Origin of the sequence: Achromobacter xylosoxidans (assembly GCF_002192695.1) — a bacterium.
GTDB classification, from domain to species: domain Bacteria; phylum Pseudomonadota; class Gammaproteobacteria; order Burkholderiales; family Burkholderiaceae_B; genus Achromobacter; species Achromobacter xylosoxidans_C.
In genome coordinates this window covers 90,927-115,585 of the sequence record NZ_MTLG01000086.1, presented here as the reverse complement: position 1 = coordinate 115,585, position 24,659 = coordinate 90,927, and the positions used below count along the sequence as shown (strand labels likewise).

Genomic DNA, 24,659 nt, shown 5'->3' with positions numbered 1-24,659 from the left:
CACGAAGTGTCCTATAGGAGATTGATTTTCCGCAAGGAAAATGGGTTTAGGGAAAACCCTGAGCAGCAGGAATAAAGTTCGCCTTTTTCGTTGAAGTTCGCCTTTTGGCTTCGGCGGGCAACACCAGCCATTGTGCGGAGATCTTCTTCTATTCTGCGCAGATGGAGCCCGTCCAGATTGAAGAAAGGCGAACTTCGCGATAAGCGCGATTAAATGAGCGCCCCCAGCCTAACCCTGCAGATTTGAAACATGACGGAGCGGCAGTGTGAAGGGGACACGGACGTCTCGAGGCACTCGGCTATGAGTTGGAATTGTCAGAGCAGGAAGCGCCGCGCCTTGTATCGATGACACCGACCCGCTCGTTGCCAGTGGCGACTTTGGGATAGAAGCTGCTGTTGGACTGCAAGAGGATGGTTGTGCGCCAAAATCACGCCCGCCACGTCGTGCGCCAGCGCAGCTTTGAAGTTCCGCAGCAGGATTGCGCCCCGGGTAAAAGCACCCTTTCGCCCGTGCAGAAACACTATTAATTCGAACGGTGTTTAACGGGCATACTGAACTCTCACGACTTTTGGAGGATACGTCATGCTCTATGACATCCAAAAGATGGGCGCGGAGGCGGCCCGCGAGGGATTGGGCCTTATAAACTGCCCATATCTGAAGGCCGCCGCGATGCCAGCTCACACTTGAGAATCTCCCAGCGATTGGCTCAAGCGTGTGACGGCCTGGGAAAAAGGCTGGAAGCGAGAAGTGGCATAGCGTGGGGCCAAACGCTCCAAACGTCCTTATGCCTCCCTCGCGTCCGGCCTCCGGCAAATTAAGAGGTCCGCCGAGAACAGGCTTCCCAATAGGGCGCTTGTTTTCGAGCATCCCTGTTTAGCCGCTAAACGGGCGCTTGCGCCCCGCCGGGATCACATTCATTGAACTGGTTGCGCATCTGGAGTAACTGCAGCGGATGCCTGGACCACCCCGTGCACTGATTCAACACGTCCAGCATCTTCACTCGCGCGCGATTCGGCAAAGATGGCTAGTCAATAGTAGGTTTCGGCGATGGACCTTCGAGGAGGAACTCCAATGGCTGAAATGAAATCTATCGCGCTCCCGGCGTATGTGGAGCTTTTAAATAAACTTGTTGCCCAAGGCCATCCAGATATTCCGACTCCGTGTATCAAGGGGGAAGTAATTGGTATTGGTCTGCAGGCACGATCCCATCTGCATATTCGTCAACAAGCTATCCATCCTGCCGCACTCGCGGTACGGGAGCTCAGAAAGCAGGGAATATTTTGCTTTCCGATTCTAGCCCCGCTCGACGATCACTTTTTGACCTGACTATCGGGTGCAAAGCACAAGGCGGCCATCATGGCCGGCCTTGTGTTTTAGCAAATCAACTGGGGCAGGAATGGTTTGAACAGCGAACGAAGACTACGGGCGCCGAATCGAGCCGCGGCATGGCCTCAATGGCCCCGTAGCTTTTATCGCCCTGAACAACAATCTTGAGCTGTGTGGGGTCTCCACGGCGCGGAGCATCATCTTCTGCCATCAGGGTTCGTACTTCGAGATTTTAGTACCCTCGAGCGATACGCCAGCCATGAGGCCGCCATTATTCATTACGAATCCAACGATCGGCTGCTTCGCCGTGTTGGTATCGATGCGTCCGTTGGCACCGACATTCACGATAGCCACCGTGGCATCTGCCCCCACGGTCCACCCGCTACTGCTGCGAAATTTATTCAGGGCATCATCCGTCATGAACAGCAGCACCATAGCCTTTGATTGCGCGCCGGCTTGAAAGCCGATCGAGCCGGACGTGGTTCGGTAATAGGCCACCGCCGACTCGCCCACGCGGAGCACTCCCTTCCCGTGCTCCGCGCCGATGATGAAACTACCGCTGAGTACGTCGGGGAAAACCAGTACACCTCGGGCGCGCGCCACGAGTTCCCTGGACGACGGCGCGGCTTCATAAAGTTTGTCCAAGGTTGCGCTGGCCGCCTTGTCCAATGCTTGCCGAGTATCGGTCTGCGCCGGAGCAGACGGTTTAGACGGCGGAGTCGTGGTACAGCCTGCAACTAGCAGGCCAGCTGCGCTGATAGTGAAGATAGCGAAGCCAGTACGCCAATGGGAGGAAAAATCATGGATCATGGGGCTCTCCTTCGGAGCTTTTCGCGATAAACCTGCACATAGATAGGAATTTAGATGTGTGCAATGAAGACGCCGTAAAGGCCGGGCGGGCTACTGGTTACGCAACGAACGGCGTGCCCGCATTTGGACGGCTCATCAGCCCGAGGCTCGTAGAGCTTCCGCAATTGAATCCAAGGCGTACCCTATGTTCTGCAGGACCTTTGCCGTTGCGGTGCGCGTGAACTCATCGGACGCGGTCTTCATAAAAGCTGCCACTAACTCTGGATTCTCTTTGGCGTAACCGCTGCCGAAGACAGCATCGATTTTCGTCTCCGCTGCCCGCAGATAGCTTTCTGCGCGAACCTGTGCCAAGGTGTACAGCGTATCAAGGTTAGCTTCAATGAACTCTGCCATGAGGGGCCTCCACTGACGATTGTTGAATGCCAGAAGCCTGGCTATGGCGACGCCTACCCGGTGACAATTTCCGCCAATATCGGTTAGAAACGGTGCCTTAAGCCGAAAGCGACGGCGGTGTCTGTCGCATCGCGCTGGAACGCATAGTTGTCGCCGTACGAGGCGTACGCATAAAGGTTAGTGCGCTTGGTGAAGTCATAGGTGTAGCCCAAGCTGTAGACGTTAAACGTCGCGTCGTCGCCCGTCAGTTTGTCATTGCTGGCAGTAGCGCGCTGCCAAGAGCCGAACACGGCGTGGCGGCCGAGCGGCACGGTCGCGCCAATCATGTACGAATTCGCGCGGAAGCCATCGGCCAGCTTGAATGTGCCGAGGTTGTTCATGCCTTCGGGCGTAGTGCCCATGTTCTGGCCGACAAACCAGCCGTCGCGGGTCTGGCCGAACGCGGCGGCCAACTTCACAACTTCAAAATCGTACGAACCGCCGATGATGTATTCCTGGATGCGCGCGGCGTTCTTGCCACCCACGCTATTGTTGGAGGGATTGAAGCGGTCATACGAAGCGGCCAGATTCAGCGGTCCGTTGACGTATTGCACGCCAGCGGTGATAACGCGGTTGTTGTTGCCCGTGGCAAAGCCAGTCTGCGTCGTGTCGCTGACAGTGTCGTCGGCGCTGAACGAGTAGCCGATGCCGGCTTTGAAGCCGCTCATACTCGGGGTCTGGTACATGACCATGTTGTCCAGCCGCATCGTGTTCGCACTACCGAACGTGGTGCCCATATTGGCGGTGTTGTAGCTAAGCCCGAACGGATCGATAGAGCCAAAGTACTTGGACGCCAGGTTTGTCTGGCGGCCTAATTCCAGGCGGCCCCATGAATCGCTGTCCAGGCCCACGGTGGCCTGGCGACCAAAGAGGCGGCCGCCTTGCTGTGAGTTGCCGTTTAGAGGACCGAACCCGCCTTCCAACGTGAACACGGCGCGCAGGCCATCGCCCAGGTCTTCTATGCCGCGCAGGCCAAAGCGCGACCCGCTGCTTACGCCCTGCACCGCGCCAAATCGGCTTTGCGAATTGTCGTTGAACTTCACCTTTTCGTAACCGAGTCCAGCATCGATCAAGCCGTACAGCGTCACAGAATCTGCGGCTTGGCCGGCACCGCAAAATCCTGTTAAGACCGCTGCTGCCAATAGTGTTCTCTTCATGGAAAGCCCCTTCGTCTTACGCGCACGCTCCGGTTCTTCACATGGCTGATCAACGGCACAGCGAAGTCGAAGCCCTTTGGGATCCATCCAGCCCAGCGATACTCTCGAAGGATGATCAAACGCCAATGGCAGAAGGCTTTATGAGCTTGAGCCCTCGCGCGGCGTTGTAACCGTGGATCTCCTTCACGTCGAGCTTGCGCATGAACTCGATGGTATGTGAGTCGATGACTTGCCCCGGAACCATGATGGGAAAGCCGGGCGGATAGGGAATTACGAAATTGGCGGACACCAGGGCCGGCCCCGCTTCCAGACGATTGTCCAGATCCGGGCTCGCTAGCGGAAGATATTCGCAGTCCGCTTCGTTGTACGCGGCGAAGAACGCGGCGCGCACATTACCTTCCGGTGTGATGCTGCCAGGATCGTCGCGATACCCATCGTGAAAATGGCTGAAATTGGGCAGATCTGGCACATCTTCCATCAAACTCCGTACCTTTTCCGCAAAGGCAGCCCGGCCGGCTTCACCGGACTCCTTCAGCCGCGTTTCAATCTCTTCCGAGATTTCAAGCAGCACCTTGATGAGCGACGCGACGTCGCTGCGCGTGTTGTTGATATTGCTTTGCAGCAGCACGCTGTTGCGCGACGTCTTGTTAAGCTGGATGTTATAGCGTGAGGCCAGCAAGTTCTTAAACGCAGTTCCGTCATACCCCGCCGTGCCGCACACCAACGTCAGGCGTGTGGGGTCCAGGCAAAACTCATCGTCCTTGAGGGCCTTGGCCGCGGTCAGCCAGTTCATGCCCGGCGCTAGGAAGTCGGTAAAGCCGGAAGCCCGGAACTCCTCGGGGATCATCCTGTCGGCTCCCAGGACACTGAAGTACCTGGAAATCACCGGATGCTTGGCGACCTCGCGCCGGATGGCCAAAGCGACCTCGATGGCGCGCATGACCAGTTCGTAGCCTTCCAGCTCCATCTGCCGGCGCGCAACGTCCAGGGACGCAATGATCTGCGCATTGGGTGACGTCGACGCATGAATGAACACCGCCTCGCGGAATGCCGACACGTGATGCTCGTAGTCTTCGTCGCGCACCGCCACGATCGACCCCTGTCGCAGGCTGGACATGGACTTGTGCACGGAGTCCGTCTCGTAGACGCGTATCCGCATCGTCCGCGGATTCGGCGTCAACTCCCGGTCCAGCAGGCGCGGATCCTTGGGGTCGAGGTCTTCGCCGAGTTCGCGGCACTGGGCATCCCAAGCTTCCTGCGCCTTGGGATCGTCTCGCCACTCGTGCAACGCCGCCGCAGCCCCCATGGCGGTGCGCATGCGCAGGAACGGCGACCAGCGCGCAAATCCGAACCACGCTTCATCCCATAGGAAGATCAGGTCCGGCTTGATAGCCAGGCATTCGGCCATGACGCGGCGGGTGTTGTAGATGTGGCCATCGAAGGTGCAATTGGTCAGCGTGACCATGGCCGCCTTGTCAAGGCGACCCGCAGCCTTCAGGTCCAACAGCGCCTGCTTGACGGTGCGCAGTGGGACCGCCCCGTACATCGAGTACTCCGTCATCGGGAATGCTTCCACATAGAGCGGCTGCGCGCCAGACAGCACCATTCCGTAGTGGTGCGACTTGTGGCAGTTGCGATCCACGATGACGATGTCGCCCGGCTTGGTCACCGCCTGATAAACCATCTTGTTGGACGTCGACGTGCCGTTCGTGACGAAAAATACGTGGTCCGCGCCGACCGCGCGCGCGAACTTTTCTTGTGCGACCTTGATGTTGCCCGTAGGCTCCAACATGCTGTCCAGCCCACCGGTCGTGGCGGATGTTTCCGCCAGGAACAGGTTCAACCCGTAAAACTCACCAAAGTCGCGGATCCAGTTGGACTTAATGATCGACTTGCCACGGGCGATCGGCAGGGCATGGAAGGTGCTGATCGGCCTGGCGGCATATTGCTTGAGGTTGTCGAAGTGCGGCGTGGATTGACGTTCCCGCACGCCCTCCAGAATATTCAGGTGCACCTCCATGGGTTCCTCGACCTCATAGAACACGCGCCGTATTGCCGATGCACTGGGGTCGCCAGCGAGCTGCTCGACCTTGCGGTCCGTCAGCAGATAGATGTCCAACTCGGGCCGGATGTTGGCAATCAGCCGAGCCAGTTTCACGCCGATCTCGCGCGGCGAGTCGACCGTGGTGTCCAGGTGCTGATAGACGGACAGGTAATCCCGCAGCAGCGAGGCATCATGTTTGGACGGAACGGGAATGCCGTCATAGATGACCACGGCCTCGAGCTTGCCATTCAGGATGGTCGCCAGCAGCGCGTCCTCGACGCTGCCTACCATGACGGGCTCGTAGATCATCGTGTCGTCGTGACGCCGCAGTTCACGAATCTCACGGCAGATCGCCGCCGCGCGCGCCGGTGGTGCCGGGCTTACGAACAGCGCCTCGAAGTACGGCCGCCGTGCCAGGCTGCCGGCCATCCCGGGCGGCGTGCGGTCGGGCCCATCGGCGCCCGATTCCTCGGCTGCGTCCCACTCGCCCTCGTCGTAGCGATAGCTGCCCGACAGCAGCGCGTTGCTCATGCGCAGCACCAATCGCGCGGCGCCCATCGCGTCACCGTCGGCGATCCGGTCGTCGAGCGTGCTCAGCAACTGCGCACCGGGATACGCAAAATAGCTCTCCATCGGGCGCAGGTCGCGCAACGCATCCAGTACCGGGCCGGCCCCGCCCGAGCCCTTGCCGCTGCGCATCTCGGCGGCCCAGGTCTGCGCCTTGGCGTTCAGGTCGCGCCATCGGTCCAATCGGGCGGCCGAGATGGAAAACAGATGGTCGAGCTGTTGGCTCTCGTGAGTCTCGGTAGTCATGGCTACCCCCTGAATGTCGGCGCAAGCCCACTGGCCACGCGGTCCGGGCTCGCAATGTCCTTATGCAAGAATCATGATCACTACCATTCCCCAAATCGTCAGCAGGGTATTGCCGACGGCGTAGGTCACCGTATATCCCAGCCCCGGAACCTGACTCTTGGCGACTTCACACACCATGCCGAGCGCTGCGGTGGTGGTGCGCGATCCCGCACAGATACCTAGGATCAGGGCCGGATCGAAGCGGAAAATGTATTTGGCGATGAACATGCCCAGAAGCAGCGGCACCGTCGTCGCGAAGATGCCCCATAAAAAGAGACTGATGCCCAGCTTCTGCAAACCGGCGACGAAGCCCGGCCCAGCGGAAATCCCCACAACGGCTATGAACACGTTCAGGCCAACGGAGTTCATGAACCACAGCGTCGGCTCGGGAATGCGTCCAAAGGTCGGGTGAATCGCGCGAAACCAACCAAACACGATGCCGGCAATAAGCGCGCCGCCAGCCGTCGAAATGGTCAGCGGAATGCCGCTGACGTTGATCACGATCGCGCCGATAAGCGCGCCGACGGTGATCGCCAGCGACACAAAGGCGACGTCCGTCACCGTCGTAGGCCGGTCGACATAGCCCAGGTTCTTGGCCGCGGCATTGATGTCCTGTGTCCGCCCAACCACTGTAATGACGTCGCCCCGGAACAGTTCCGTCTTGGGCAGGATGGGGATCACCGTCTCAGTCGGCCCGCGCCGGATCTTCTTCAAGAACACGCCGCGCGCCCCAGGCCAGTGCGCCAGTTCCTCCAGCGGTTTGCCATCGACCTTCTTGTTAGAGACGTAAATATCGACACCCTCGGTCTTGATGTCCAGCAGTTCGGCGTCTTCCACTTCCCGTCCGCTGGGGCCAAGCCGCGCGATCATCTGATCGCGCTTGCCGCCCACCGCGACGATGTCTCCAGGTTCGATGACGGTTGCCTGGTCGATTTCGATGATTTTTCCACCTCGCCGGATCCTTTCGACGAAGGCCCGGAATCCGGCCTGCGTGCCTGCTTCAATTTCGCCTACCGACTTGCCGATGAAAGGACTGTTGTCAGCGATCGCGTACGCGCGGACCTCGAACTCGTACCACTGGGTCGCGTCCGCCGAGCCCTGGCCCGCACCGAGTTTTTGTTCATATGCCTTGCATGCCGCCACCAGATCAATGCCAAGCAGTTTGGGGCCGATCTGCGCCAGAATGATCGCCGAGCCCACCGTGCCGAAGATATACGTCACGGCATAGGCTATCGGCATGGCATCCAGCAACGCCTGCGTTTCTTCTGGCGGGCGGCCCAGTCGATTGATTGCATCGGTTGCCAGGCCCATCGACGCTGAAATGGTTTGCGACCCTGCGAAGAGCCCGGCTGCGGAACCAAGGTCGTATCCGGCAATCATCGCGGCAACGATTGAAGCTCCCAGTGAGAGCAGCGCCATGACCACGGCAAAGATCGCCTGCGGCAGGCCATCCTTGGCAATGCCACGCACAAACTGCGGCCCGACCCCATAGCCGACGGCAAAGAGGAACATCAGGAAAAACACCGACTTCACGTTGGGGGAAATCTTGACCCCGAGGATGCCGATGACGATTGCGACCAGCAGAGTCGACGTCACAGCGCCGAGGCTAAAGCCTTTAAAGCTCTTGCCGCCGATCCAGTATCCGAAGCCCAGTGCCAGAAAGATGGAAATCTCTGGGTAGGCTTTCAATGTCGCAACAAACCAGTCCATGACTTTCTCCTTAACGATTCCTTGATGGAACGCTTCTTGTCATGCGGTCGGCCCGTTGCTAGCTTGATTTTCCTGCTCCGCCCTTTTGCTGCCGGTATCGCTCCAGGTATTCGTCGCGCAGCTTGCGAACGCACTGGCCAATCTTCACGTAGTCCTGCTCATTCAGATTGGCGAGCGACACGCGACCCGAGGGGTGCTGCGTCCCGAAACCCTTGCCCGGGAGCAGCACGACGCCCGTTTCCTCTGCCAGTCTGAATAGCATTTCGTGGGGTTTGATCGATGCCAGCAGCCATTTCACGAAATCGGGGCCAACTTCCCGGCTCATATGCTCCACGTCCAGCAGCGTGTAGTAATCGACCACGTTCTCATCGACCTCGCCCGGCGCTGCACCCATGCCCCGGTATAGCGCTGCCTTGCGTCCGCGGATCAACCGCTTCATGGCGTGCTTGTAGCTTTCGGCGGTGTCCATGAGCGAGAAAAGCGAAAAGAGCACCATCTGCACTTGCTGGGGCGTGGACAGACCGGCCGTGTGGTTGAGTGCGACGGTGCGGCTATCTGCCACGATGCGGTCAATGAAGGGCAGCTTTTCGGGCTCGGTCGTAATCGACGCGTAGCGCTTGTTCAATGAGTCACGCTCTTCCTGCGGCAGTTGCGCAATTTTTTCGTCAAAGACGTTCGACTTGTCAGCCGCAATCACGCCAAGACGCCAGCCGGTCGCACCGAAATATTTCGAGTATGAATAAACCAGCAGCGTGTTGCGAGGACACAGTGCAAATAGCGAGACAAAGTTGTCCGCGAATGTCCCGTACACGTCGTCCGTCAGGAGGATCAGATCGGGCCGCTCTTTCACGATGCTCGCCAGGTATTGAAGACTCTTGTCGCTAACCTTGACCGACGGCGGATTACTGGGATTAACCAGGAAGAACGCCTTCACCTTCGGGTCGCGCAACTTGTCCAGTTCCTTTTCCGGGTACTGCCAGCCATGCGCGCCGTCGGCATCGATGGCCAGTTCAGTCAGGCCGAACTCCGACAATTCGGGGATTTCGATGTAGGGCGTGAAAATCGGCTTGCCCAGCGCAATGACATCGCCCGCCCTCAGCAAGCGATTGATCTTCATCGAGTTGAACAGATATGTCATGGCAGCCGTGCCACCCTCGACGGCATACAGGTCGAAATCGCCCGCGAACGGATGGCCGCCGATCATTTCCTTCCTGATGTACTGCTTCACGATTTCTTCCGACAACTTCAGCATCCGATCCGGCACGGGATAGCTGCAGGCCAGGATGCCGGCGCACATTTCGTAGAGAAAATCGCCTCCGTCCAATCCCAGCTGATCCCGCACGAATGACACGGCGCTGGCGAGGAATTTCACACCGGGCACGTCAGCATGGCTGCGGGCGAAGAGATCGAAGCGTTCTTCGATGCCCGCGCGCCGCGGAAATCCTCCGACGCCCTCGGCAAGATATGAAAACGACCGTTCGGACTCGACCATGGCAAAAAGTCCGAGCTGCCAGAAACCGTGCCGGGGAATGGTCGCAAGAAAGTTCGGGTTTCCCCTGCCTGCATTGAGCATCAGCCTGTTGGTGACGCTTCCTGCCAATTTGATCAACTCGTCCTTCAGTTCGAACGGAGAAAGACTAGCTAAGTGAGACGTATCGCGGGTATTCATTGGAGCCTCCGATGCACGATTACAACGGTCAATGAAAACGGATACTCGCGGAAAGAGGTTGCTCCGCGGGTGCCAAACTAAGACGTGGCGATTCGCGCTGGTGGTGACTGGCATTCCAGCGATTACGGTCACATCAAGCGTGGTTCGAAAATTACTCTCAGCTTGACACCACATCAAGAGGTACTAGCAAACTAGTATTTAAATACTGTCCGTCCCCCGTAAGTTCCGCAAACTGCTGCGATCCCTGTTAGCCGGAAGCGGTGCAAAGAAATAGCGCGCCATAAAAACGTCCGGGTTGCATTATTAGCGCTGCTGTTTTGAATTTTCCACGTAATGGCTGGAGTGGAGGAAAAGGCCTGCTCGCGGTCGGGCCCCTGCGCATGCGGTGCAAGTGGGGTCGTCAAAGGCTTCTCGGCCTCCCCGGTGCGGCACTCGTTTCCACCACGCGACAGCAACAGATAACAGTCGAAGGTAGATGTGACTAAAGGATGGATTTACATCGCTGAGCGCAGGGCGCGAAACTTATCGGCTCATCCCAAGTAAAAAAATAGGAGATGCCAAATGCCGGCAAACCAAGTAAAGCGTCCCATTGCAGTGGTGGCGATTGCGGACGATGGTACGAGATATCGAATCGAGCGACGGGCCCGCGCCCTACCCGGGGACAAAGGCGACGGAGCATTTTTCTATTGCTGCCTTCCCGATGGTCAGGCCGTAGGTTGGCTGGGCTACGGGCAGTACCAACTACCGGACGGCACAGTCGTCCGGACTGGTACATCGCCTAAACCGTAGATATCTGCGGTTCAACTCGACTCTCGGGCGAGGTGCGGCAGGCCCTGGGAAACAGTTAGGTCAGAAAAGCCGAGGGGCCCCCTATAGGCTCGGTAGGCATGCTACTTGCCTGAGCTGTGACATCGTCTCCATGCGGACGAAACCAGGGAGCCAGGGCATGAAGGAACCGACACAGGGCAAAATCTGCCGCGCAGTTCTTACCGAGGTGGGCAAGCTTACCGGCGCGACGGGTGCCGTCGTAATGCGGGTCGAACACTTACCCTTGGCCGAGTTGCCGCCGGATGAACAGGCAAACGTAACGGTCTTCATCTTGGATCAGCGCCAAGCGGCGGAGCTTGATGCACAGTTGCTGTCCGCCTGTGCGCCAGACCTGAACGTGTTCGACTCCGACTGCTAATGGAAAAACAAAACCTTGGTACGGGCGCCCGCCGCACCTATTCTTTTCCAAGCACGGCCCCACGAACCGCGTCGGCAAGATCTTCACGGACTACCTCCACAACGGCTTCGGCGCAACCACCGCTGCGGCTTGGTCGGCTCGTGCGAGACCAGGGTTGGGCGTATCAGTGCCCTTGTACTCGGACGAGCTGGAAAAGGTAGTCAGCGGCGCGCAGTGGGCGATCTCGAACATTCACGACCGATAGGACGTGGTGAAAGCCGTTGGCGTATCTGCGGCCGCAGTTCGGAAGCATGTGACCGCGCAGCCCTAGCAACCGGCGCACGACCCTTTAAGAGGCATTACGGTGGCGAGCAACGGCGGCAGATTTGTCATCTACCGGTCTCTCATGCGACCCGAACAGTTCGAGCTCGTGCTCGCACGGGGCGGCCTCGCGCGACGATGGGAGGTGCTCAACGGAGTTCCCATCGATTCAAAAACGACGCGTATCGCAGTTGAGCAACCGACCGTATGCGCGCCTTACAAGCGGTTCCCCAAGCGCGCGGCGGTTTTCTCTCGTAATCCAGCACCCGCATACACCTGGGACGCCGGATTTGGTACTCCGTCGGCGATTCAGAGGGATATCGCAGCGGACACTTACGATTCTGCATTCCCGGCCTGCTTTTGCACGGTCCACCAATCGGCAAACAGGGACGGAGATGGAGGTGTCGATCTCTATGCCGTGGACGGGGACAACAAATCGTGGATCGTCCAGTGCAAATGTTGGGCACAGCATCGTACCGTCGGGCCAGAGGTCGCGCGCGAGCTTTATCGACGGTGAGCGATTTGCCGACTTGCTGAAGAATGACGGCTAAATGGATCTCTCATGTATCGCTCCTGCGTTCGGCGGAAATGCCGATGCGACGCTGCGCCTGACCGTCTCCAAGTAGAAGGCCGAGGGCACGACGGGAGTCTGTATGCGTGGTTCGCCTGTAAGAGGCGAACTTTCACATAAGCAAATCCACCTCTTCTGCGCCGGCTTTGCCAAAGGCGAACTTTGAGCAACGCATAGATTTCCCTCATGCCCTATACAAAAAAAGGCGAACTTAATTTGCAGTACTCAAACCCTGGGCCGCAGGAATATAGTTCGCCTTTTGGCTTTGGCGCGCGAGGCCCGGCATTGCGCACGCATCTTGCGCTCGTCTCTGCACATGGAGACGCAGCGTCATGCTGACGCTGCGGTGCCAATACTGGGAAGTACGCGGATCAGACCGGGCGGTGACACACCGCTTCTATGTTGTAGCCATCCGGGTCCAGGATGAACGCGCCGTAATAATGCGGGTGGTATTGCGGACGCAAGCCAGGCCCGCCGTTATCGCGCGCTCCAGCCGCCAGCGCCGCCTGGTGAAAGGAATCGACCTCGGCACGGCTGCGGGCGCGAAAAGCCAGATGCACGCGCGGGGTGCTGGGCGTGCCCTGATGGATCCAGAATTCGCCGCCCGGGTCTTCAGACTCTTGAGGCTGGCCTACTCCGAAGCCCATCCCGGTCGCGAGCACTTTGCGCGGTATGTAGCCTAGCGCCGCGAGCGCGCTGCGGTAGAACGTCCGGCTGCGCTCGAAGTCGCTCACGTGAATTTCGACATGATCCAGCATGCGCTGACCCTTCGGAAAGCGGCCCCAGCGGGCCAGAAAGATCAGGATAGGTCAGTTGGCAAGCCAGGGAAGCTTCGGTTTGCAACGCGGGCCTCGCGATTTCTCCGCATTCGTGCACCGCAAGCGCAACTCCGGCTCGCCGCGATCAACGCTCAAACGCGGCCTGCGACACTCGTTTGGGAGAACGGAATGATCTTGCGCTCCATCAGTACCCCCAGCCAGTGCTTCACGCATGCCTCGGTGTCGTAGGTTTGCGTGAAGCCCGCCTGCTTGATCTTGACCGTGCTGACAAATGCGGGCGCGGGCGGGGTCTTCAGGCCATAGCCGAAACGGGCGTCGGCGGAGTAATGGGATTCGCCAAGAATCTGCGCCATGGTCAAGGGCCGCAAGCCATGCTGCTTGACGATCTCGTTCCACAGGTCCGCCCGGCTGGGCAGATATTCGGCCAGGCGCAGGGGCTGGTCCGGGCCCGCTTCAACGTCCAGGAACTCCACCAGGGACGGCCATAGGTCATGCCAGCTGAACACTTCGCCGTTGGTAAGGTTGTAGTGCTCGTTCCACGACGCCGGATTCTCCGCCGCCCAGACGCCTGCATCGCCGATCAGGCGCGCGTCCACGGCTTCACGCGGATAGGAAATGTGGCCGGGATAGCAGAACGGCTTGCCTTCGGCGCGGCACACTGCCGCGTAGACGCCTATGACCGGCACCGTGTTCATGGCCACGCCCACATTGGGGCCCAGCACGATGGTGGGACGGAATATCGTCCAGCCAAAGCCGGACTGCGCGGCCTTTTCCCGGATGTAGTCTTCCTGGAACCAGTACGAGTTCGGATGATCGTCCCGCGGCTGGCGTTCGCGCGCCGGCGTGCGGATGGGATGCAGGTGTACGCCATAGGCCTTGGTACCCTGCAGCACGCTGACATGCCGCAGCCGGCCGCTGGCGGCCAACGGCTCGATGACGTTCCTGATCATGCCCAGGTTGGTGGCCATCTGCTCAGGATCCCGCCAGCCGGCGATGAGCCCTGGCTTCTCATAGACGGCCGCATAGAAAACGTGCGTGGCTTCAGGCATGTCCCCGAAGGCGCGGCGGCACGCCTGCGCGTCCTGCAGATCGACCGGCAGATGGGTGTAGGGCCGTTGGCTGATGATCTCCGGACGCCGGCGGGAAACCGCGATGACTTCCCAGCCCGCGTTGAGGAATGAATCGACGGCAGCGGAGCCGACCAGCCCGCTGGCGCCAGTAACGATTACGGTGCGTGACATGATTCCGTCAATCCATGACCAGGTTGATCTGCTTGAACAATTCCTTGAAACGGACGTACTCGTCCGCCATGCGCTTGCCAAAGTCCGCCCGGCTGTCCGCCGAAGGAACGATACCGAGGCCGGCGAATTTCTCCTGGGTTTCCGGGTTGTTCACGGCCTTGACGATTTCGTCGTGGAGACGGTCCAGGATCGCCTGCGGCGTGCCGGCAGGCGCGACGATGCCATACCAGGCGACGCTCTCCGCACCGGGCAGTCCGGCTTCGGCAACAGTGGGGACGTCCGGCAGCAAGGGCGAACGCTTGGTATCGGCCACGGCCAGGGCGCGCAGCTGGCCGGACTTCACGAACGACAGGATGGGCGGGACGCCGCTGATGACCATCTGGGTGCGCCCGCCCAGGGTGTCCGTAATCGCATCGCTGTTGCCCTTGTAGGGCACGTGCAGGATTTCGGTCTTGGACAAGTGCTGGAATAGCTCGCCGGCGATATGACCGCTGGTGCCCACGCCAGCCGAGGCGTAGTTGACCTTGTTCGGATTGGCCCTGATGTAGGCAATCAGCTCCTTCAGGTTGGTCACCGGAATCGACGGGTTGACCAGGATGACGTTCGGTCCCGTCGCCACCAGGGCAACCGGCGCCAGATCCTTGAGCGGGTCGTAGGGCATCTTGCTGCGGGCATTGGGATTGACCGTGATCGGCCCGGCCGAGGCGAAGCCGATGGTGTACCCGTCCTTGCCGGACTTGGCGACGATGTCGGTGGCCAGGTCGCCGCCGGCGCCCGGCTTGTTCTCGACGATTACCGGCTGGCCCAGCTGCTCGGCCAGAGGTTTGGCCACCAGCCGCGCAATGATGTCGATGGAGCTGCCAGGGCCGAAGGTGGCGATCAGGCGTATGGGGCGCGCGGGGTAGGCATCGGCGGCCTGCGCACCTGTGACGGCGGCCAGGCCCAGGGCCAGGCCGGCGATCAATCGGAAAGGAATCATGATGTTGTCTCCCATGGATGGTGGTTTTTTATGCGGATCGTGTTCGTGGCGCGCGGCTCAGTCCCGGTGCGAATACATCCGCTTGCCGGGATGCGGCAGCCGGGCGCGCAGAATGACGCCCTGCTCCGCTTCGGTGATGAACAAGGAACGCCCGTCCTCGCCGCCGAAAGCGACGTTGGTGGTGCGCAGGCCCGCGCAGGAACGGATGCGGTAGAGGGGTTCGCCCAGCGGGCTGAACAGCCATACGGTGCCCGCCTGCGCGTGGACGATGGCCAGGTTGCCGGCCTCGTCCAGGGCCATGCCGTCCGGCCCGGCCGTGCTGCCCGATAGCTGGATGAAACGGCTGGCCTTCTTCATCTGGCCATCCGGCTCCAGCCGCAGCGCGTAGATGGCGTTGTCGTGCGTGATGGCCACGTAAAGCACGTTCTCGGCCTTGTTCATGACCAGACCGTTGGGGCCTGCCAGGCCGTCCATGATGAGGTCCACCGTCTTGCCGTCGGCGCGCAGGCGGAACACGCGGCCGGTGGGATTTTCCAAGGCGCTTTCACCCTGATCGGTGAAGTAGAGGTCGCCGTTGGACGCGAAGAACAGATCGTTCAGCCCCTTCAAGCCTTCCCGCCGCACGTGCTGCAAGTAAGGCCGGATGCTGCGGGCCTCGGGGTCCAGAAGCATCAGGCCATGCAGATGGTCGGCGACGAAGATGCGGCCATCGCGGTGGATCTTCAGGCCGTTGGGTTCGCCTTCGTAACTGACGACGACCTCGAAATTACCTGCCGGATCCACGCGCAGGATGCGTCCATGCGCCAGATCGACGCACCAGAGATTGCCCGAGCGATCGAAGGAAGGCCCCTCCAGAAAGGAGTGCATCTTCACGTGGCGCGCGGCCAGCCAGGTCGAGGCCTGCTCGGTCAGGTGCAGGGACTCGGGCAGCCGGGCGTAGACCTCGGTGCCCATGGGCTCAGCGGGAGGGTACATTGCGGCTCCTTTCAGGACTGGGGTAGGCTGGCCGGGAGTTCGATTCCCAGCATCAACGAGCTGAGCGACTTGCCATGGGGATCCAGGCGCAGCGAACGCGTGACGCCGCCAGCAAGCACGTTCGGAATGACGAAGTTCAGCGCCCTCAGGCTTTCGACCTCATAGCGCCTGACCTTCCCTGCTCCCAAATGCGCAAAGGCCTGCTCTACGCGCTCGGCAGTGAGCCCCTGGCGCAGCAGGCGCCAGGCGTCCTCGTCGTAGGCAATGACGGCAATGCTCGAGGTATTTCCCTTGTCGCCGGCGCGCGCATGCGCCAGGTCATGAACCAGAATGCTCATGGTCAAGCTCCCACCGTAATGACTTCGGGCGTGACCCAGTCCCGCGGAATCAACAGGGCATCCACGGCAATGACCTCCTTGGCGCCCAGGTTGACGGGACCGCCTGCGCCGTAAGGCCCTTGCATGTTCAGCTGCCGCACGTGGTCACCCAGCAAATGGGCGCTCTTTTTGTCGGGACAGCGGGCCGCCACGCGCAACCGGACTTCGTAGGGATGACCGGCGACGGCCTCCGGATGATCGCCATGCAGGCTGCTCACGCCGATCAGGTCTACCTGGATCTCGCTGGCCGCGCCGCCGTCGAGCCGGAACCGCTCTTTCACCGTGTCGGCCGCCAGGCGCGCCCGCGCGATCGCGTTCACGCCCGCATAGGCGACCTCGCCGGTGCCTATCCATCCATCGAAGTAGCCGACCACGACCTTGTAGCTATCGGTGCGCGGCGCGGCGCGCATGCCGCGCACGGCCACCCGGTCCGCGTGCTGCTCTTCAAAATGCAGGCCTTCCAGGCTCAGCACGCAATCTGGCGTGACGTAGGCCGCGGGATCGTGGATTTCATACAGCGCCTGCTCGGTGCAGGTCATGCGGTCGAGGCGGCCGCCCGAGCCAGCCGGCTTGCCGATATACAGTTCGCCGTCGCTGTAAAGATCGGCATAGGGATAAGCCAGCTCGGCCAGGCGAGGAACGTCTTTCTTGCCCGGGTCGGCGAAATAGCCGCCGGTGATCTGCGCGGAGCACTCCAGCAGGTGGCCCATGATGGTGCCCGCCGCCAGCTTGGGCAGGTCCTCGTAGTTCCAGCCATGATGATGCAGGGCCACGCCCAGAAACAACGAGGGATCGGCGACCCGCCCCGTCAGCACCACGTGCGCGCCGGTGGCCAGCGCATCGCGGACCACGTCGGCCCCCAGGTAGGCATTTGCCGACGCCAGTTGCGGCAGGATCGCTTCCAGCGGCAGATCGCGATCCAGCAGGCGCAGTTCGGGATGCAGGCGCACTCGGTCGGCCACGTCGTCGCCGACTACGGCGGCGCACTTGAGTTCCTGCCATCCCAAGGCGTGGCCAATGTCCAGCGCGGCCTGTGCGGCGCCGGCCGGATTGGCCGCGCCCATATTGGACACCAACCTCACGCCCTTCTCCCGGCACGCTGGCAGGAAGGCGCGCATGCGCTCCTCCAGCATCGGGTTGTAGCCGTGAGCGCCGTCATGCTTGCGCGACAGCGTTTCGCGCGCGATGGTCCGTTCGGCCAGGCATTCGCACACCAGGTAGTCGATATCGCAGCCTTCCAGCAGCGGCATGGCCGGACCGATGCGGTCGTCCGCCATGCCGGCGCCTACGCCGATACGCAGCCGCTTGCGCGGTTCTTTCATGTCTGTCTCCGTCCGTATTGCTACTTTGCGGCCTAGTATGCTGCGGCCAACCTGATCTGAAAATTGATATATTTATATCTTCGTAATAACTTAAACGCATCACGTCGACCATGACCCTGACCATTTCCGAACTGGAGGCGGTGCTGTTGGTGGCGGAAACGCTCAACTTCCGCATGGCCGCCGAACGTGTGCCTATTTCCCAGCCGGCGCTCAGCCGGCGCGTGCAGGCGGCGGAACAGAAGCTCGGCGCCAAGCTGTTCGACCGCGACAAGCATGGCGTGGCGCTGACCTCCGCCGGCGCGGAACTGGTGCCGATTGCAATGCGGATGCTGTCGGAATTCCGCGATTCGCTTAGCGATCTGTCCGAATTCATCGCGGGCCGTCGGGGCAGCATCAACATCTGGGCCCTCCCCTCCGTCGCCTCCGCCCTGCTGCCCGCGGCGACGCGCGCCTTCCAGAAGTCGCACCCGCAGGTGCGCCTGAACATCCACGCGGTCTCCGCGCGCCAGATCACGCAGGCAGTATCGGAAGGCAATGCCGACATCGGCATCTCCATCGAGGTCCCCGACCAACCAGCAAGCGTGCAATTCACGCAGCTGCTGAAAGAGAACTTCGTGCTGATCTGCCCCATCGGCGATCCGCTGGCGCAACGCAAGCGCGTGGATTGGAGCGTTTTCGCCGACAGGCCTTACGTTGCGAGCGGCCCCGCCAGCAGCATCCGCCAGGTCACCGACCAGATTCTGGCCGCCTCCGGCCGGCTGCCGGAAATGAACTACGTGTCCGACAACATTTCGGTCGTGGGCGCGATGGTGGCTGCCGGCGTGGGCATAGCGGCGGTGCCGCAGCTGGCCCTGCGCCTGATGGACACCTCGCGGCTGCGCAGCGTGGCGCTGCACTCGCCCACCGCATCACGCAACATCGGCATATTGCTCAAGAACCAACGGTCCCTGTCGGCGGCGGCGCTGCGCTTCCTGGACACCTTGCGGCAGACGGATCCGGACTAGGAGCGCGGCGCCAGAGAGGTCTGCGCCCCCGTTCCGACCGGATTCAAACGATCCGCGATCTCACGCTGCACACGCCACAGATGGACGCGCATGCTTTGCTCGGCCGCATCCGGCGATCGACTCGCAATGGCTTCCGCGATTGCGCGGTGTTCCTGGTCGCGCATCTGTATGCGCTCTCGCGTGGTTTGCGTCGTGGCGGGAATATGCAGGCGCAGGTCCGCGCCGACGTGGCGCAAGAACGCATAAAGGCTAGCCGCCAGTTGGTTTCCGGAGCTGTCCGCCAGCAATTTGTGGAACGCGATATCCCCGGTCGAGCGCGCAACCCCTGATGGCGTTGTGGCGGCTTCCAGGATTTTGGCGATCTGCACCGGCGAGGCCCGGATTGCGGCCAATCGCGCGATTGCCGGCTCCAGCACCATGCGCAGCTCGATCACCTCAAGCGCATTCGTCTCCTGCACCACGACATCGCCCTTGAGGATGGGCGGATCGTTGCGGCGAATGGCGGGCCGCGGCAGTTCGGACGCCTCGCGCATCTTGTCCAGGGCAAGGCGCAAACGATGACGATTGACGTCCAGTTGCCCGGCGAGAACCCGCTCGGACGGCAGTTCTTCTCCTTTGCCCAACAGCGCTCGGATCTGCGTAATCAACCTGCGTATGTCATTGGAAACCTCGGGTTGGCGGGTGCGTGCCATTGTTCCCTCGCGTCATGTTTTCGCAACCATCTTAGATTCGAAAACGGTTAAGTCGCAATGAAAATAAACAACCGGTTGTGAATTCAGATAAAGCCTTATTTTTTTACAACCCATTGTTTTGTATTGATTTTTTATTATTAAAAAACACGACACCCTTAACGCTTAGGGGTTTTCCATATCGAACCAAAAATACCGTTTACACAACCATTGGTTGTTATTAGATTTGTTCCGCCATGTGGTTAATCAATAACTTTCAAGGGGAACATGTATGCACGGAACCCGTCCCGTCAGCGGCACTCGCGAAGCGGATTTGTTGGCCATGTATGAGCAGATCGAGCGGAGATCCATGTTTCCGTTCTGGGCGCGCGAGAACGAGGCGCACGACGACATCAAACAGCTCGTCAGCGGCCCCAAGGCCCTGCCCTTCCGCTGGTCGTACAAAGAGGACATCCAGCCCCTGCTTGCCGAATCGGCGCGGCTGATCTCGACCGAAAACACCGACCGGCGCTCACTGATCCTGGTCAATCCGGGCCTGGCCCCACGCCGCGCGACAGTGTCGACCCTCTACACCGCGTACCGTCAGAACGATCCCAACGAGATCATGCCGCCGCACTCGCACACCGCGAGCGCCATCCGCTTTGGACTGACAGGCCGGCAGAACTTTACTGGCGTAGAGGGTGAAGACATCACTTTCCTGCCTGGCGACATGGTGCTCACGCCGCGCGACACCTGGCACAACCATGGCAATCTCGGCAACGAGCCCGCCATCAACCTGTCGGTGCTTGACTATCCGCTGGTCGAAAACCTCAACGCGCTGAGCTTCAAGCACGACTACCAGGAGAACGGCGAAGTCGTGCGCAAGCAGAGCGCCCGCTTCCAGACCGAGTATTCGCGCACGGTCTATGGCGTGGGAGGCCTGACGCCCCGCTTTGTCGACCATCGGCGCGGCGGCGGCGACTCGTCGCCCATGTTCGTGTATCGCTACGACGCCATGCGCGAGCTGCTCTACCGCTTCCGGGACTGGGACGAATCTCCGCACGAAGGCTTGCTCATTGAATATACGCATCCGTTGCGGGGCGGCCCGGTGTACCGGACGATGACCTTCTTCATGCAAATGGTCCGCCCCGGAGAACAGACCCTGCCGCTGAAACAGACGGCCAATCTCCTGGTCGCTCCGTTTTCCGGACAAGGCGCGATGACGATTGGCGACGAGAGCTTCCCGCTCGAGCCCTTCGATACCGTGGCCGTGCCCAGCGACACCTGGGTCCAGTACCGCAACGACCACACCGAACCATTGATCCTCTTCATCGCCAGCGACGAGCCGGCGCTGCGCGCAATGGGGCTTTTCCATCAGTGGGGCCGCACCGCGCAGGGCGACCTCATTGAGTTGGTCTGAGGAGACCCGTCTTGGCTAAAGCTTGGAATACCTCGTTGGTCGCCCATGTGGACTGCGAGGGCGGCGGGCAGGTCTGGGTGGATGGGAACACGATGTTCGTGTCCCATATGCGGCCGCCCTATGGCACCTCCATCTATGACGTGGCAGATCCGCGGCGGCCCCGGCTGCTGGCCTCGCTCGAGGTGCCGATGGGATGGCATTCGCACAAGGTGCGCGCCCAGGACGGCCTGATGATCGTCAACTACGAGAAGTTCCGCGCCGGCGCGGACGATTTTGGCGGCGGCTTGGGCATCTACGACGTCAGCCGTCCGGACCGCCCCCGCCTCATCAAGCACTGGAAGACGGGAACGGAGGGCGGAGGCGTGCATCGCTACGACTTCGACGGCCGCTATGCCTACATTTCGCCTACGGCTCCCGGCTTCATCGGCAATATCGTGAAGATCCTGGACCTGCAGGAACCGTCGCGTCCCGAAGAAGTGGGAAGCTGGTGGATTCCCGGCCAGAACATGCAGGCCGGCGAAGACTATCCGTGGGACAACTATGTTCCGCCGCGCTGCCATCACCCGCTGCGCATGGGGAACAGGCTGTACGTGTCCTATTGGCACCACGGCATGTTTATCCTGGACATCGAGGACCTGTCGCGCCCCAAGCTGGTATCCCAATTCAACACGGGTCCGGCGCATCCCCACCCGACACACACGGCCCTGCCAATTCCCATGTTGCTGAAAGGCCGGCAGATCCTGGTCGTCGCCGATGAAGACGTCGCCAAGCTGCGCCCGTCTGCGCCGGCCTTCACCTGGCTGTTCGACATCACCGATGAACGCCAGCCCATTCCCGTCTCGACGTTCCAGGTCGATGGCGTCGATCCCGACGGCACGCCCAAGGAGCCCATGTCGGGCTGTCACCAGCCCGCCGAACGCTTCACGGGCAGCGTCCTGCCCTTTGCCTGGTTCGCCCGCGGCTTGCGGCTGGTCGACATCAGCGATCCCTTCAGGCCCAGGGAGGTCGGCTATTACGAGCCGGATACGCCCGCCGGGTTCGAGCGGGTCTCGTCGAACGACGTTACGACCGACTCGCGCGGCCTGCTCTATCTGCTGGACAGGCAGCGCGGGCTGGACATCATCGAAAGCTCCGTCTACGGAAACTGAAATGGCATATCTACAACAAGCCTTCGGCAAGAAGAATCCCAACCTTCCCTTCCATCCGGCCGTGCGCGCGGGCGACTTCGTCTTCGTGTCCGGCCAGGTCGCCAAGGATGAGAACGGCGTGATGCAGGAAGGGACCATCGAACAGCTGACGCGCAGCACCATCGAAGCGATGCGCCGCGCCTTGCAGAGCGCCGACTGCGACCTTGCGGACGTCGTCAAGGTCACGACCTACCTGGAAGATGCGCGCGACTTCGGCCGCTACAACGGCGTCTTCAAGGAGTACTTCCCCGACGGCATGCTGGCGCGTACCACGGTGGAAGCGCGCGCCGTCATCGACACCAAGATAGAGATCGAATGCATGGCCTACAAGCCGCTTTGACCTCGATCAGACAACGAATACATTTCAAGGGAGTTGCATCATGTTGGAAGTTCTCGGCCGCGCCACGTCCGGCAATGTTCAGAAAGTGCTGTTCCTGCTCGAGGAGCTGAAGGTCCCGTACCTGCGCAAGGACTACGGCAAGACGTTCGAAGGAACGACGCTCACCGGGGAATACAAGGCCATCAACCCCACGCAGAAGGTGCCGACGCTGCGCGACGGCGACCTCCATATCTGGGAATCGCACACGATCCTGCGCTACATCGCCAACACGCACGAGGGCGAAACCCTGTATCCCGCCAACCCGGCGGCCCGCAGCCAGGTCGAGCGCTGGATGGACTGGACCCTGGCATCGCTGAACGTCGCATACCTGGCGGGTTTCAAGGAAGCCAAGCTGCCTCCCGAAGAGCTGACCGAGGCTGCGACGAAACTGCTGGGCGCGGAGCTATCCCTGCTCGATGGCCACCTCGCAGGCAAGACCTGGGTGGCGGGCGACAAGATTTCCCTGGCCGATATCTGCCTGGCTCCGCTGGTCCGGCGCTGCCTGAAGTTCCCGCACGCCAAACCCGAATTGCCCAACCTGAAGGCATGGATGAAACGGGTCGAGGACAGGCCGGCCTTTGCCACGGCCGTCGCGGCCGGTTGAGGTCGGCCATGGAGACCGGCATGCACAAACCGCCAGACGACTCCCAGATCCGCGCGCGCGGACTGACTGTCGACTTCGACACCCGCGCCGGACGCGTGCGGGTGCTCAACGACATTGACGTGGACATCGCGAAGGGATCCTTCACCTCCATCATCGGCCCGTCCGGCTGCGGCAAGAGCACCCTGTTGAAGGTCTTTGCCGGATTGGTGCCGCCCACCGGCGGCGACGTCCGCGTGGCCGGTGTCCCGCCCACGGAAGCGGTGCGCCAGCGCCGCGTGGGCATGGTCTTCCAGGAAGCCGCGCTCATGCCCTGGCGCACGGCGCTCGAGAACGTCTGCTCGCTGATGCACCTGGTGCATGCCCGGCCCAGGCAGGAAATTCTCCAGCGCGGCCGCGAAATGCTGCGGCTCGTCGGGCTGGAGTATGCGGCCGACCGCTATCCCAAGCAGCTGTCTGGCGGCATGCGCCAGCGGGTTTCCATCGCGCGGGCCTTGGCCCTGGATCCCGAGGTATTGATGATGGATGAGCCGTTCGGCGCATTGGACGCCATCACCCGCGAAACCATGAGCGACTTCCTGCTGGACATCTGGGAGCGCACCGGCAAGACCATCGTCTTCGTCACCCATTCCATCGACGAGGCCGTTTACCTCTCGGATCGGGTCTATGTCATGGCCACCAATCCCGCTCGCATCGTCGACTGCCTGCCGGTCGCGCTGCCGGGCCCGCGCAGCGAGGCCACGTTCGCCAAGCCCGAATTCCATGAGAAGTCCTATCAGCTTCGCCAGCTGCTCAAGACGGGCCACGCCCAGGGGAGCGCATCATGACGGCGGGTAGCACCATGAAAGCCAAGACACAGCCGCAGGTCCCAGCCGTTCCCCGGTTGCCGGGAAAAATCCGCCACGCGCTCGGCTCGGCCATGCCCAGCATCGTGCTCGTGCTGATCGTCCTGGCGGCCTGGGAGGCCTGTGTCCGCGTTCTGCAAGTGCCCGCGTTTGTCGTGCCCGCGCCGACGGACATCGCGGCCGTCCTGTTGGAACGGCAGGCAGAGCTCTTCCAGGCCTCGCTCGTCACGGGCGCGGAGATCCTGTATGGCTTCCTGTACTCGTGCCTGGTGGGCATAGCGATTGCGCTGCTGGTCGACCGCTACGCCTGGTTCGGCCGTGCAAGCTACCCGCTCATCGTGCTGTTCCAGAACGTGCCGAAGATCGCCCTGGCGCCGCTGCTGATTCTGTGGTTCGGGTACGACCTGCTACCGAAGATCGCCCTGATCGTGATCATGGCCTTCTTCCCGGTCACGCTCAACATGCTGGTCGGCCTGCGGTCGGCGGATGCCAACCTGGTCGCGCTGCTCAGGTCCATCGGCGCAACGCCGAACCAGATACTGCGCCAGGTGAAGATCCCCGCGTCGCTTCCCGCCCTGATGGCGGGGATGAAGGTGGCCATCACTCTGAGCGTCATCGGGGCGATCGTGGGCGAGTTCGTGGGCGCTTCGGCCGGACTGGGCTACATGATCCAGTTCGCATCCAGCCAGATGGAAACAGCGTTGGTGTTTGCCGCCCTGGTCCAGATTTCGGTGCTCGGCGTCTTTTTCTACTACGTCATCGAATTGATCGAACACAGGTTTTTGGGTTGGGCCACTCAGTAAATCGAATCAACAAGGGGAAAAA

Annotated in this window: 24 protein-coding genes and 1 pseudogene; 12 read left to right on the top strand and 13 right to left on the bottom strand. The window is 61.0% G+C overall.

Annotated features, from left to right (window positions below):
- Positions 1-582 precede the first annotated feature (582 nt).
- Both BRO63_RS34670 and BRO63_RS34025 read left to right on the top strand, forming a co-directional pair.
- Positions 583-687, top strand: coding sequence for a CrpP-related protein (locus tag BRO63_RS34670; RefSeq protein ID WP_373557790.1), 105 nt, complete (start codon positions 583-585; stop codon positions 685-687).
- A gap of 384 nt (positions 688-1,071) precedes the next feature.
- Positions 1,072-1,326: a hypothetical protein gene (locus BRO63_RS34025; RefSeq protein ID WP_143219498.1), complete on the top strand. Its 255-nt coding sequence runs from the start codon at positions 1,072-1,074 to the stop codon at positions 1,324-1,326.
- Between the two features lie 210 nt (positions 1,327-1,536).
- On the opposite strand, the gene BRO63_RS22050 is transcribed toward BRO63_RS34025, so the two are convergent.
- The 6 genes from BRO63_RS22050 to BRO63_RS22025 form a co-directional block, all read right to left on the bottom strand.
- The gene (locus tag BRO63_RS22050) at positions 1,537-2,136 is read right to left on the bottom strand and encodes a BPSL1445 family SYLF domain-containing lipoprotein (RefSeq protein ID WP_088141852.1); all 600 of its coding nucleotides are present in this window, start codon (positions 2,134-2,136) and stop codon (positions 1,537-1,539) included.
- Between the two features lie 135 nt (positions 2,137-2,271).
- A complete protein-coding gene (locus BRO63_RS22045; RefSeq protein ID WP_088141851.1) occupies positions 2,272-2,529 on the bottom strand; it encodes a hypothetical protein in 258 nt (85 codons plus the stop codon).
- Positions 2,530-2,612: 83 nt separating this feature from the next.
- A complete protein-coding gene (locus tag BRO63_RS22040; RefSeq protein ID WP_088141850.1) occupies positions 2,613-3,725 on the bottom strand; it encodes a porin in 1,113 nt (370 codons plus the stop codon).
- Between the two features lie 115 nt (positions 3,726-3,840).
- Positions 3,841-6,582, bottom strand: coding sequence for a decarboxylase (locus BRO63_RS22035; RefSeq protein ID WP_088141849.1), 2,742 nt, complete (start codon positions 6,580-6,582; stop codon positions 3,841-3,843).
- Between the two features lie 60 nt (positions 6,583-6,642).
- Positions 6,643-8,331 carry an aspartate-alanine antiporter gene (gene aspT / locus BRO63_RS22030; protein ID WP_088141848.1) on the bottom strand — a complete coding sequence of 563 codons (1,689 nt, stop codon included), beginning with the start codon at positions 8,329-8,331 and terminating at the stop codon, positions 6,643-6,645.
- Between the two features lie 58 nt (positions 8,332-8,389).
- The gene (locus BRO63_RS22025; protein WP_088141847.1) at positions 8,390-10,000 is read right to left on the bottom strand and encodes a bifunctional aspartate transaminase/aspartate 4-decarboxylase; all 1,611 of its coding nucleotides are present in this window, start codon (positions 9,998-10,000) and stop codon (positions 8,390-8,392) included.
- A 946-nt stretch (positions 10,001-10,946) separates the two neighbouring features.
- On the opposite strand from BRO63_RS22025, the gene BRO63_RS22020 reads away from it, so the two are divergent.
- The 3 genes and pseudogenes from BRO63_RS22020 to BRO63_RS34530 all read left to right on the top strand — a co-directional run bounded on the left by BRO63_RS22020 (position 10,947) and on the right by BRO63_RS34530 (position 12,003).
- The gene (locus BRO63_RS22020) at positions 10,947-11,186 is read left to right on the top strand and encodes a hypothetical protein (protein WP_143219497.1); all 240 of its coding nucleotides are present in this window, start codon (positions 10,947-10,949) and stop codon (positions 11,184-11,186) included.
- 31 nt (positions 11,187-11,217) lie between these two features.
- Positions 11,218-11,427: pseudogene (gene ligD / locus BRO63_RS34535) on the top strand (non-homologous end-joining DNA ligase LigD); the annotation flags it as partial.
- A gap of 144 nt (positions 11,428-11,571) precedes the next feature.
- Positions 11,572-12,003: a restriction endonuclease gene (locus tag BRO63_RS34530; protein ID WP_256943379.1), complete on the top strand. Its 432-nt coding sequence runs from the start codon at positions 11,572-11,574 to the stop codon at positions 12,001-12,003.
- Positions 12,004-12,428: 425 nt separating this feature from the next.
- Here the strand turns inward: BRO63_RS34530 and BRO63_RS22005 are convergent, their stop codons facing one another.
- From BRO63_RS22005 to BRO63_RS21980, 6 genes are all read right to left on the bottom strand, one after another.
- On the bottom strand, positions 12,429-12,815 hold the full coding sequence (locus tag BRO63_RS22005; protein WP_088141844.1) for a VOC family protein: 387 nt from the start codon (positions 12,813-12,815) through the stop codon (positions 12,429-12,431).
- A 152-nt stretch (positions 12,816-12,967) separates the two neighbouring features.
- Positions 12,968-14,077 carry an SDR family oxidoreductase gene (locus BRO63_RS22000; protein WP_088141843.1) on the bottom strand — a complete coding sequence of 370 codons (1,110 nt, stop codon included), beginning with the start codon at positions 14,075-14,077 and terminating at the stop codon, positions 12,968-12,970.
- A 7-nt stretch (positions 14,078-14,084) separates the two neighbouring features.
- Positions 14,085-15,056 carry a Bug family tripartite tricarboxylate transporter substrate binding protein gene (locus tag BRO63_RS21995; RefSeq protein WP_088142028.1) on the bottom strand — a complete coding sequence of 324 codons (972 nt, stop codon included), beginning with the start codon at positions 15,054-15,056 and terminating at the stop codon, positions 14,085-14,087.
- Positions 15,057-15,113: 57 nt separating this feature from the next.
- Entirely contained in the window at positions 15,114-16,031 is a 918-nt protein-coding gene (locus tag BRO63_RS21990; RefSeq protein ID WP_088141842.1) for an SMP-30/gluconolactonase/LRE family protein, read from the bottom strand.
- An 11-nt stretch (positions 16,032-16,042) separates the two neighbouring features.
- Entirely contained in the window at positions 16,043-16,369 is a 327-nt protein-coding gene (locus BRO63_RS21985; protein WP_088141841.1) for an AtuA-related protein, read from the bottom strand.
- Between the two features lie 2 nt (positions 16,370-16,371).
- Complete coding sequence (locus BRO63_RS21980) at positions 16,372-17,730, bottom strand: acyclic terpene utilization AtuA family protein (RefSeq protein ID WP_088141840.1); 1,359 nt, start codon at positions 17,728-17,730, stop codon at positions 16,372-16,374.
- 110 nt (positions 17,731-17,840) lie between these two features.
- Here BRO63_RS21980 and BRO63_RS21975 point away from each other — a divergent pair, with 110 nt between their 5' ends.
- On the top strand, positions 17,841-18,734 hold the full coding sequence (locus BRO63_RS21975; protein WP_088141839.1) for a LysR family transcriptional regulator: 894 nt from the start codon (positions 17,841-17,843) through the stop codon (positions 18,732-18,734).
- On the opposite strand, the gene BRO63_RS21970 is transcribed toward BRO63_RS21975, so the two are convergent.
- Positions 18,731-19,426 (bottom strand): FadR/GntR family transcriptional regulator, encoded by a 696-nt coding sequence (locus BRO63_RS21970; protein WP_088141838.1) that lies wholly within the window; start codon positions 19,424-19,426, stop codon positions 18,731-18,733. The two genes, BRO63_RS21975 and BRO63_RS21970, sit on opposite strands and share 4 nt — an antisense overlap.
- A gap of 268 nt (positions 19,427-19,694) precedes the next feature.
- Between BRO63_RS21970 and BRO63_RS21965 the strand changes: the two genes are divergently transcribed.
- Genes BRO63_RS21965 through BRO63_RS21940 form a run of 6 tightly spaced genes read left to right on the top strand, consistent with a single transcriptional unit; the run spans position 19,695 to position 24,637 of the window.
- Positions 19,695-20,822, top strand: a complete 1,128-nt coding sequence (locus BRO63_RS21965) for a cupin domain-containing protein (protein ID WP_088141837.1) — start codon at positions 19,695-19,697, stop codon at positions 20,820-20,822.
- 11 nt (positions 20,823-20,833) lie between these two features.
- Entirely contained in the window at positions 20,834-21,970 is a 1,137-nt protein-coding gene (locus BRO63_RS21960) for an LVIVD repeat-containing protein (RefSeq protein WP_088141836.1), read from the top strand.
- Position 21,971: 1 nt separating this feature from the next.
- Positions 21,972-22,349, top strand: a complete 378-nt coding sequence (locus BRO63_RS21955) for a RidA family protein (RefSeq protein WP_088141835.1) — start codon at positions 21,972-21,974, stop codon at positions 22,347-22,349.
- Between the two features lie 40 nt (positions 22,350-22,389).
- Entirely contained in the window at positions 22,390-22,992 is a 603-nt protein-coding gene (locus BRO63_RS21950) for a glutathione S-transferase family protein (RefSeq protein WP_088141834.1), read from the top strand.
- 20 nt (positions 22,993-23,012) lie between these two features.
- On the top strand, positions 23,013-23,816 hold the full coding sequence (locus tag BRO63_RS21945) for an ABC transporter ATP-binding protein (RefSeq protein ID WP_256943378.1): 804 nt from the start codon (positions 23,013-23,015) through the stop codon (positions 23,814-23,816).
- A complete protein-coding gene (locus tag BRO63_RS21940; RefSeq protein ID WP_256943377.1) occupies positions 23,813-24,637 on the top strand; it encodes an ABC transporter permease in 825 nt (274 codons plus the stop codon). Before BRO63_RS21945 ends, BRO63_RS21940 begins: the two co-directional genes overlap by 4 nt.
- The last annotated feature ends 22 nt before the right edge of the window (positions 24,638-24,659 follow it).

Bases quoted from the DNA above. Each gene is read 5' to 3' on its own strand.
- BRO63_RS34670 (WP_373557790.1), top strand. From the start codon at position 583: ATGCTCTATGACATCCAAAAGATGGGCGCGGAGGCGGCCCGCGAGGGA.
- BRO63_RS34025 (WP_143219498.1), top strand. From the start codon at position 1,072: ATGGCTGAAATGAAATCTATCGCGCTCCCGGCGTATGTGGAGCTTTTA.
- BRO63_RS22050 (WP_088141852.1), bottom strand. From the start codon at position 2,136: ATGATCCATGATTTTTCCTCCCATTGGCGTACTGGCTTCGCTATCTTC.
- BRO63_RS22045 (WP_088141851.1), bottom strand. From the start codon at position 2,529: ATGGCAGAGTTCATTGAAGCTAACCTTGATACGCTGTACACCTTGGCA.
- BRO63_RS22040 (WP_088141850.1), bottom strand. From the start codon at position 3,725: ATGAAGAGAACACTATTGGCAGCAGCGGTCTTAACAGGATTTTGCGGT.
- BRO63_RS22035 (WP_088141849.1), bottom strand. From the start codon at position 6,582: ATGACTACCGAGACTCACGAGAGCCAACAGCTCGACCATCTGTTTTCC.
- aspT (WP_088141848.1), bottom strand. From the start codon at position 8,331: ATGGACTGGTTTGTTGCGACATTGAAAGCCTACCCAGAGATTTCCATC.
- BRO63_RS22025 (WP_088141847.1), bottom strand. From the start codon at position 10,000: ATGAATACCCGCGATACGTCTCACTTAGCTAGTCTTTCTCCGTTCGAA.
- BRO63_RS22020 (WP_143219497.1), top strand. From the start codon at position 10,947: ATGAAGGAACCGACACAGGGCAAAATCTGCCGCGCAGTTCTTACCGAG.
- BRO63_RS34530 (WP_256943379.1), top strand. From the start codon at position 11,572: ATGCGACCCGAACAGTTCGAGCTCGTGCTCGCACGGGGCGGCCTCGCG.
- BRO63_RS22005 (WP_088141844.1), bottom strand. From the start codon at position 12,815: ATGCTGGATCATGTCGAAATTCACGTGAGCGACTTCGAGCGCAGCCGG.
- BRO63_RS22000 (WP_088141843.1), bottom strand. From the start codon at position 14,077: ATGTCACGCACCGTAATCGTTACTGGCGCCAGCGGGCTGGTCGGCTCC.
- BRO63_RS21995 (WP_088142028.1), bottom strand. From the start codon at position 15,056: ATGATTCCTTTCCGATTGATCGCCGGCCTGGCCCTGGGCCTGGCCGCC.
- BRO63_RS21990 (WP_088141842.1), bottom strand. From the start codon at position 16,031: ATGTACCCTCCCGCTGAGCCCATGGGCACCGAGGTCTACGCCCGGCTG.
- BRO63_RS21985 (WP_088141841.1), bottom strand. From the start codon at position 16,369: ATGAGCATTCTGGTTCATGACCTGGCGCATGCGCGCGCCGGCGACAAG.
- BRO63_RS21980 (WP_088141840.1), bottom strand. From the start codon at position 17,730: ATGAAAGAACCGCGCAAGCGGCTGCGTATCGGCGTAGGCGCCGGCATG.
- BRO63_RS21975 (WP_088141839.1), top strand. From the start codon at position 17,841: ATGACCCTGACCATTTCCGAACTGGAGGCGGTGCTGTTGGTGGCGGAA.
- BRO63_RS21970 (WP_088141838.1), bottom strand. From the start codon at position 19,426: ATGGCACGCACCCGCCAACCCGAGGTTTCCAATGACATACGCAGGTTG.
- BRO63_RS21965 (WP_088141837.1), top strand. From the start codon at position 19,695: ATGCACGGAACCCGTCCCGTCAGCGGCACTCGCGAAGCGGATTTGTTG.
- BRO63_RS21955 (WP_088141835.1), top strand. From the start codon at position 21,972: ATGGCATATCTACAACAAGCCTTCGGCAAGAAGAATCCCAACCTTCCC.
- BRO63_RS21950 (WP_088141834.1), top strand. From the start codon at position 22,390: ATGTTGGAAGTTCTCGGCCGCGCCACGTCCGGCAATGTTCAGAAAGTG.
- BRO63_RS21945 (WP_256943378.1), top strand. From the start codon at position 23,013: ATGCACAAACCGCCAGACGACTCCCAGATCCGCGCGCGCGGACTGACT.
- BRO63_RS21940 (WP_256943377.1), top strand. From the start codon at position 23,813: ATGACGGCGGGTAGCACCATGAAAGCCAAGACACAGCCGCAGGTCCCA.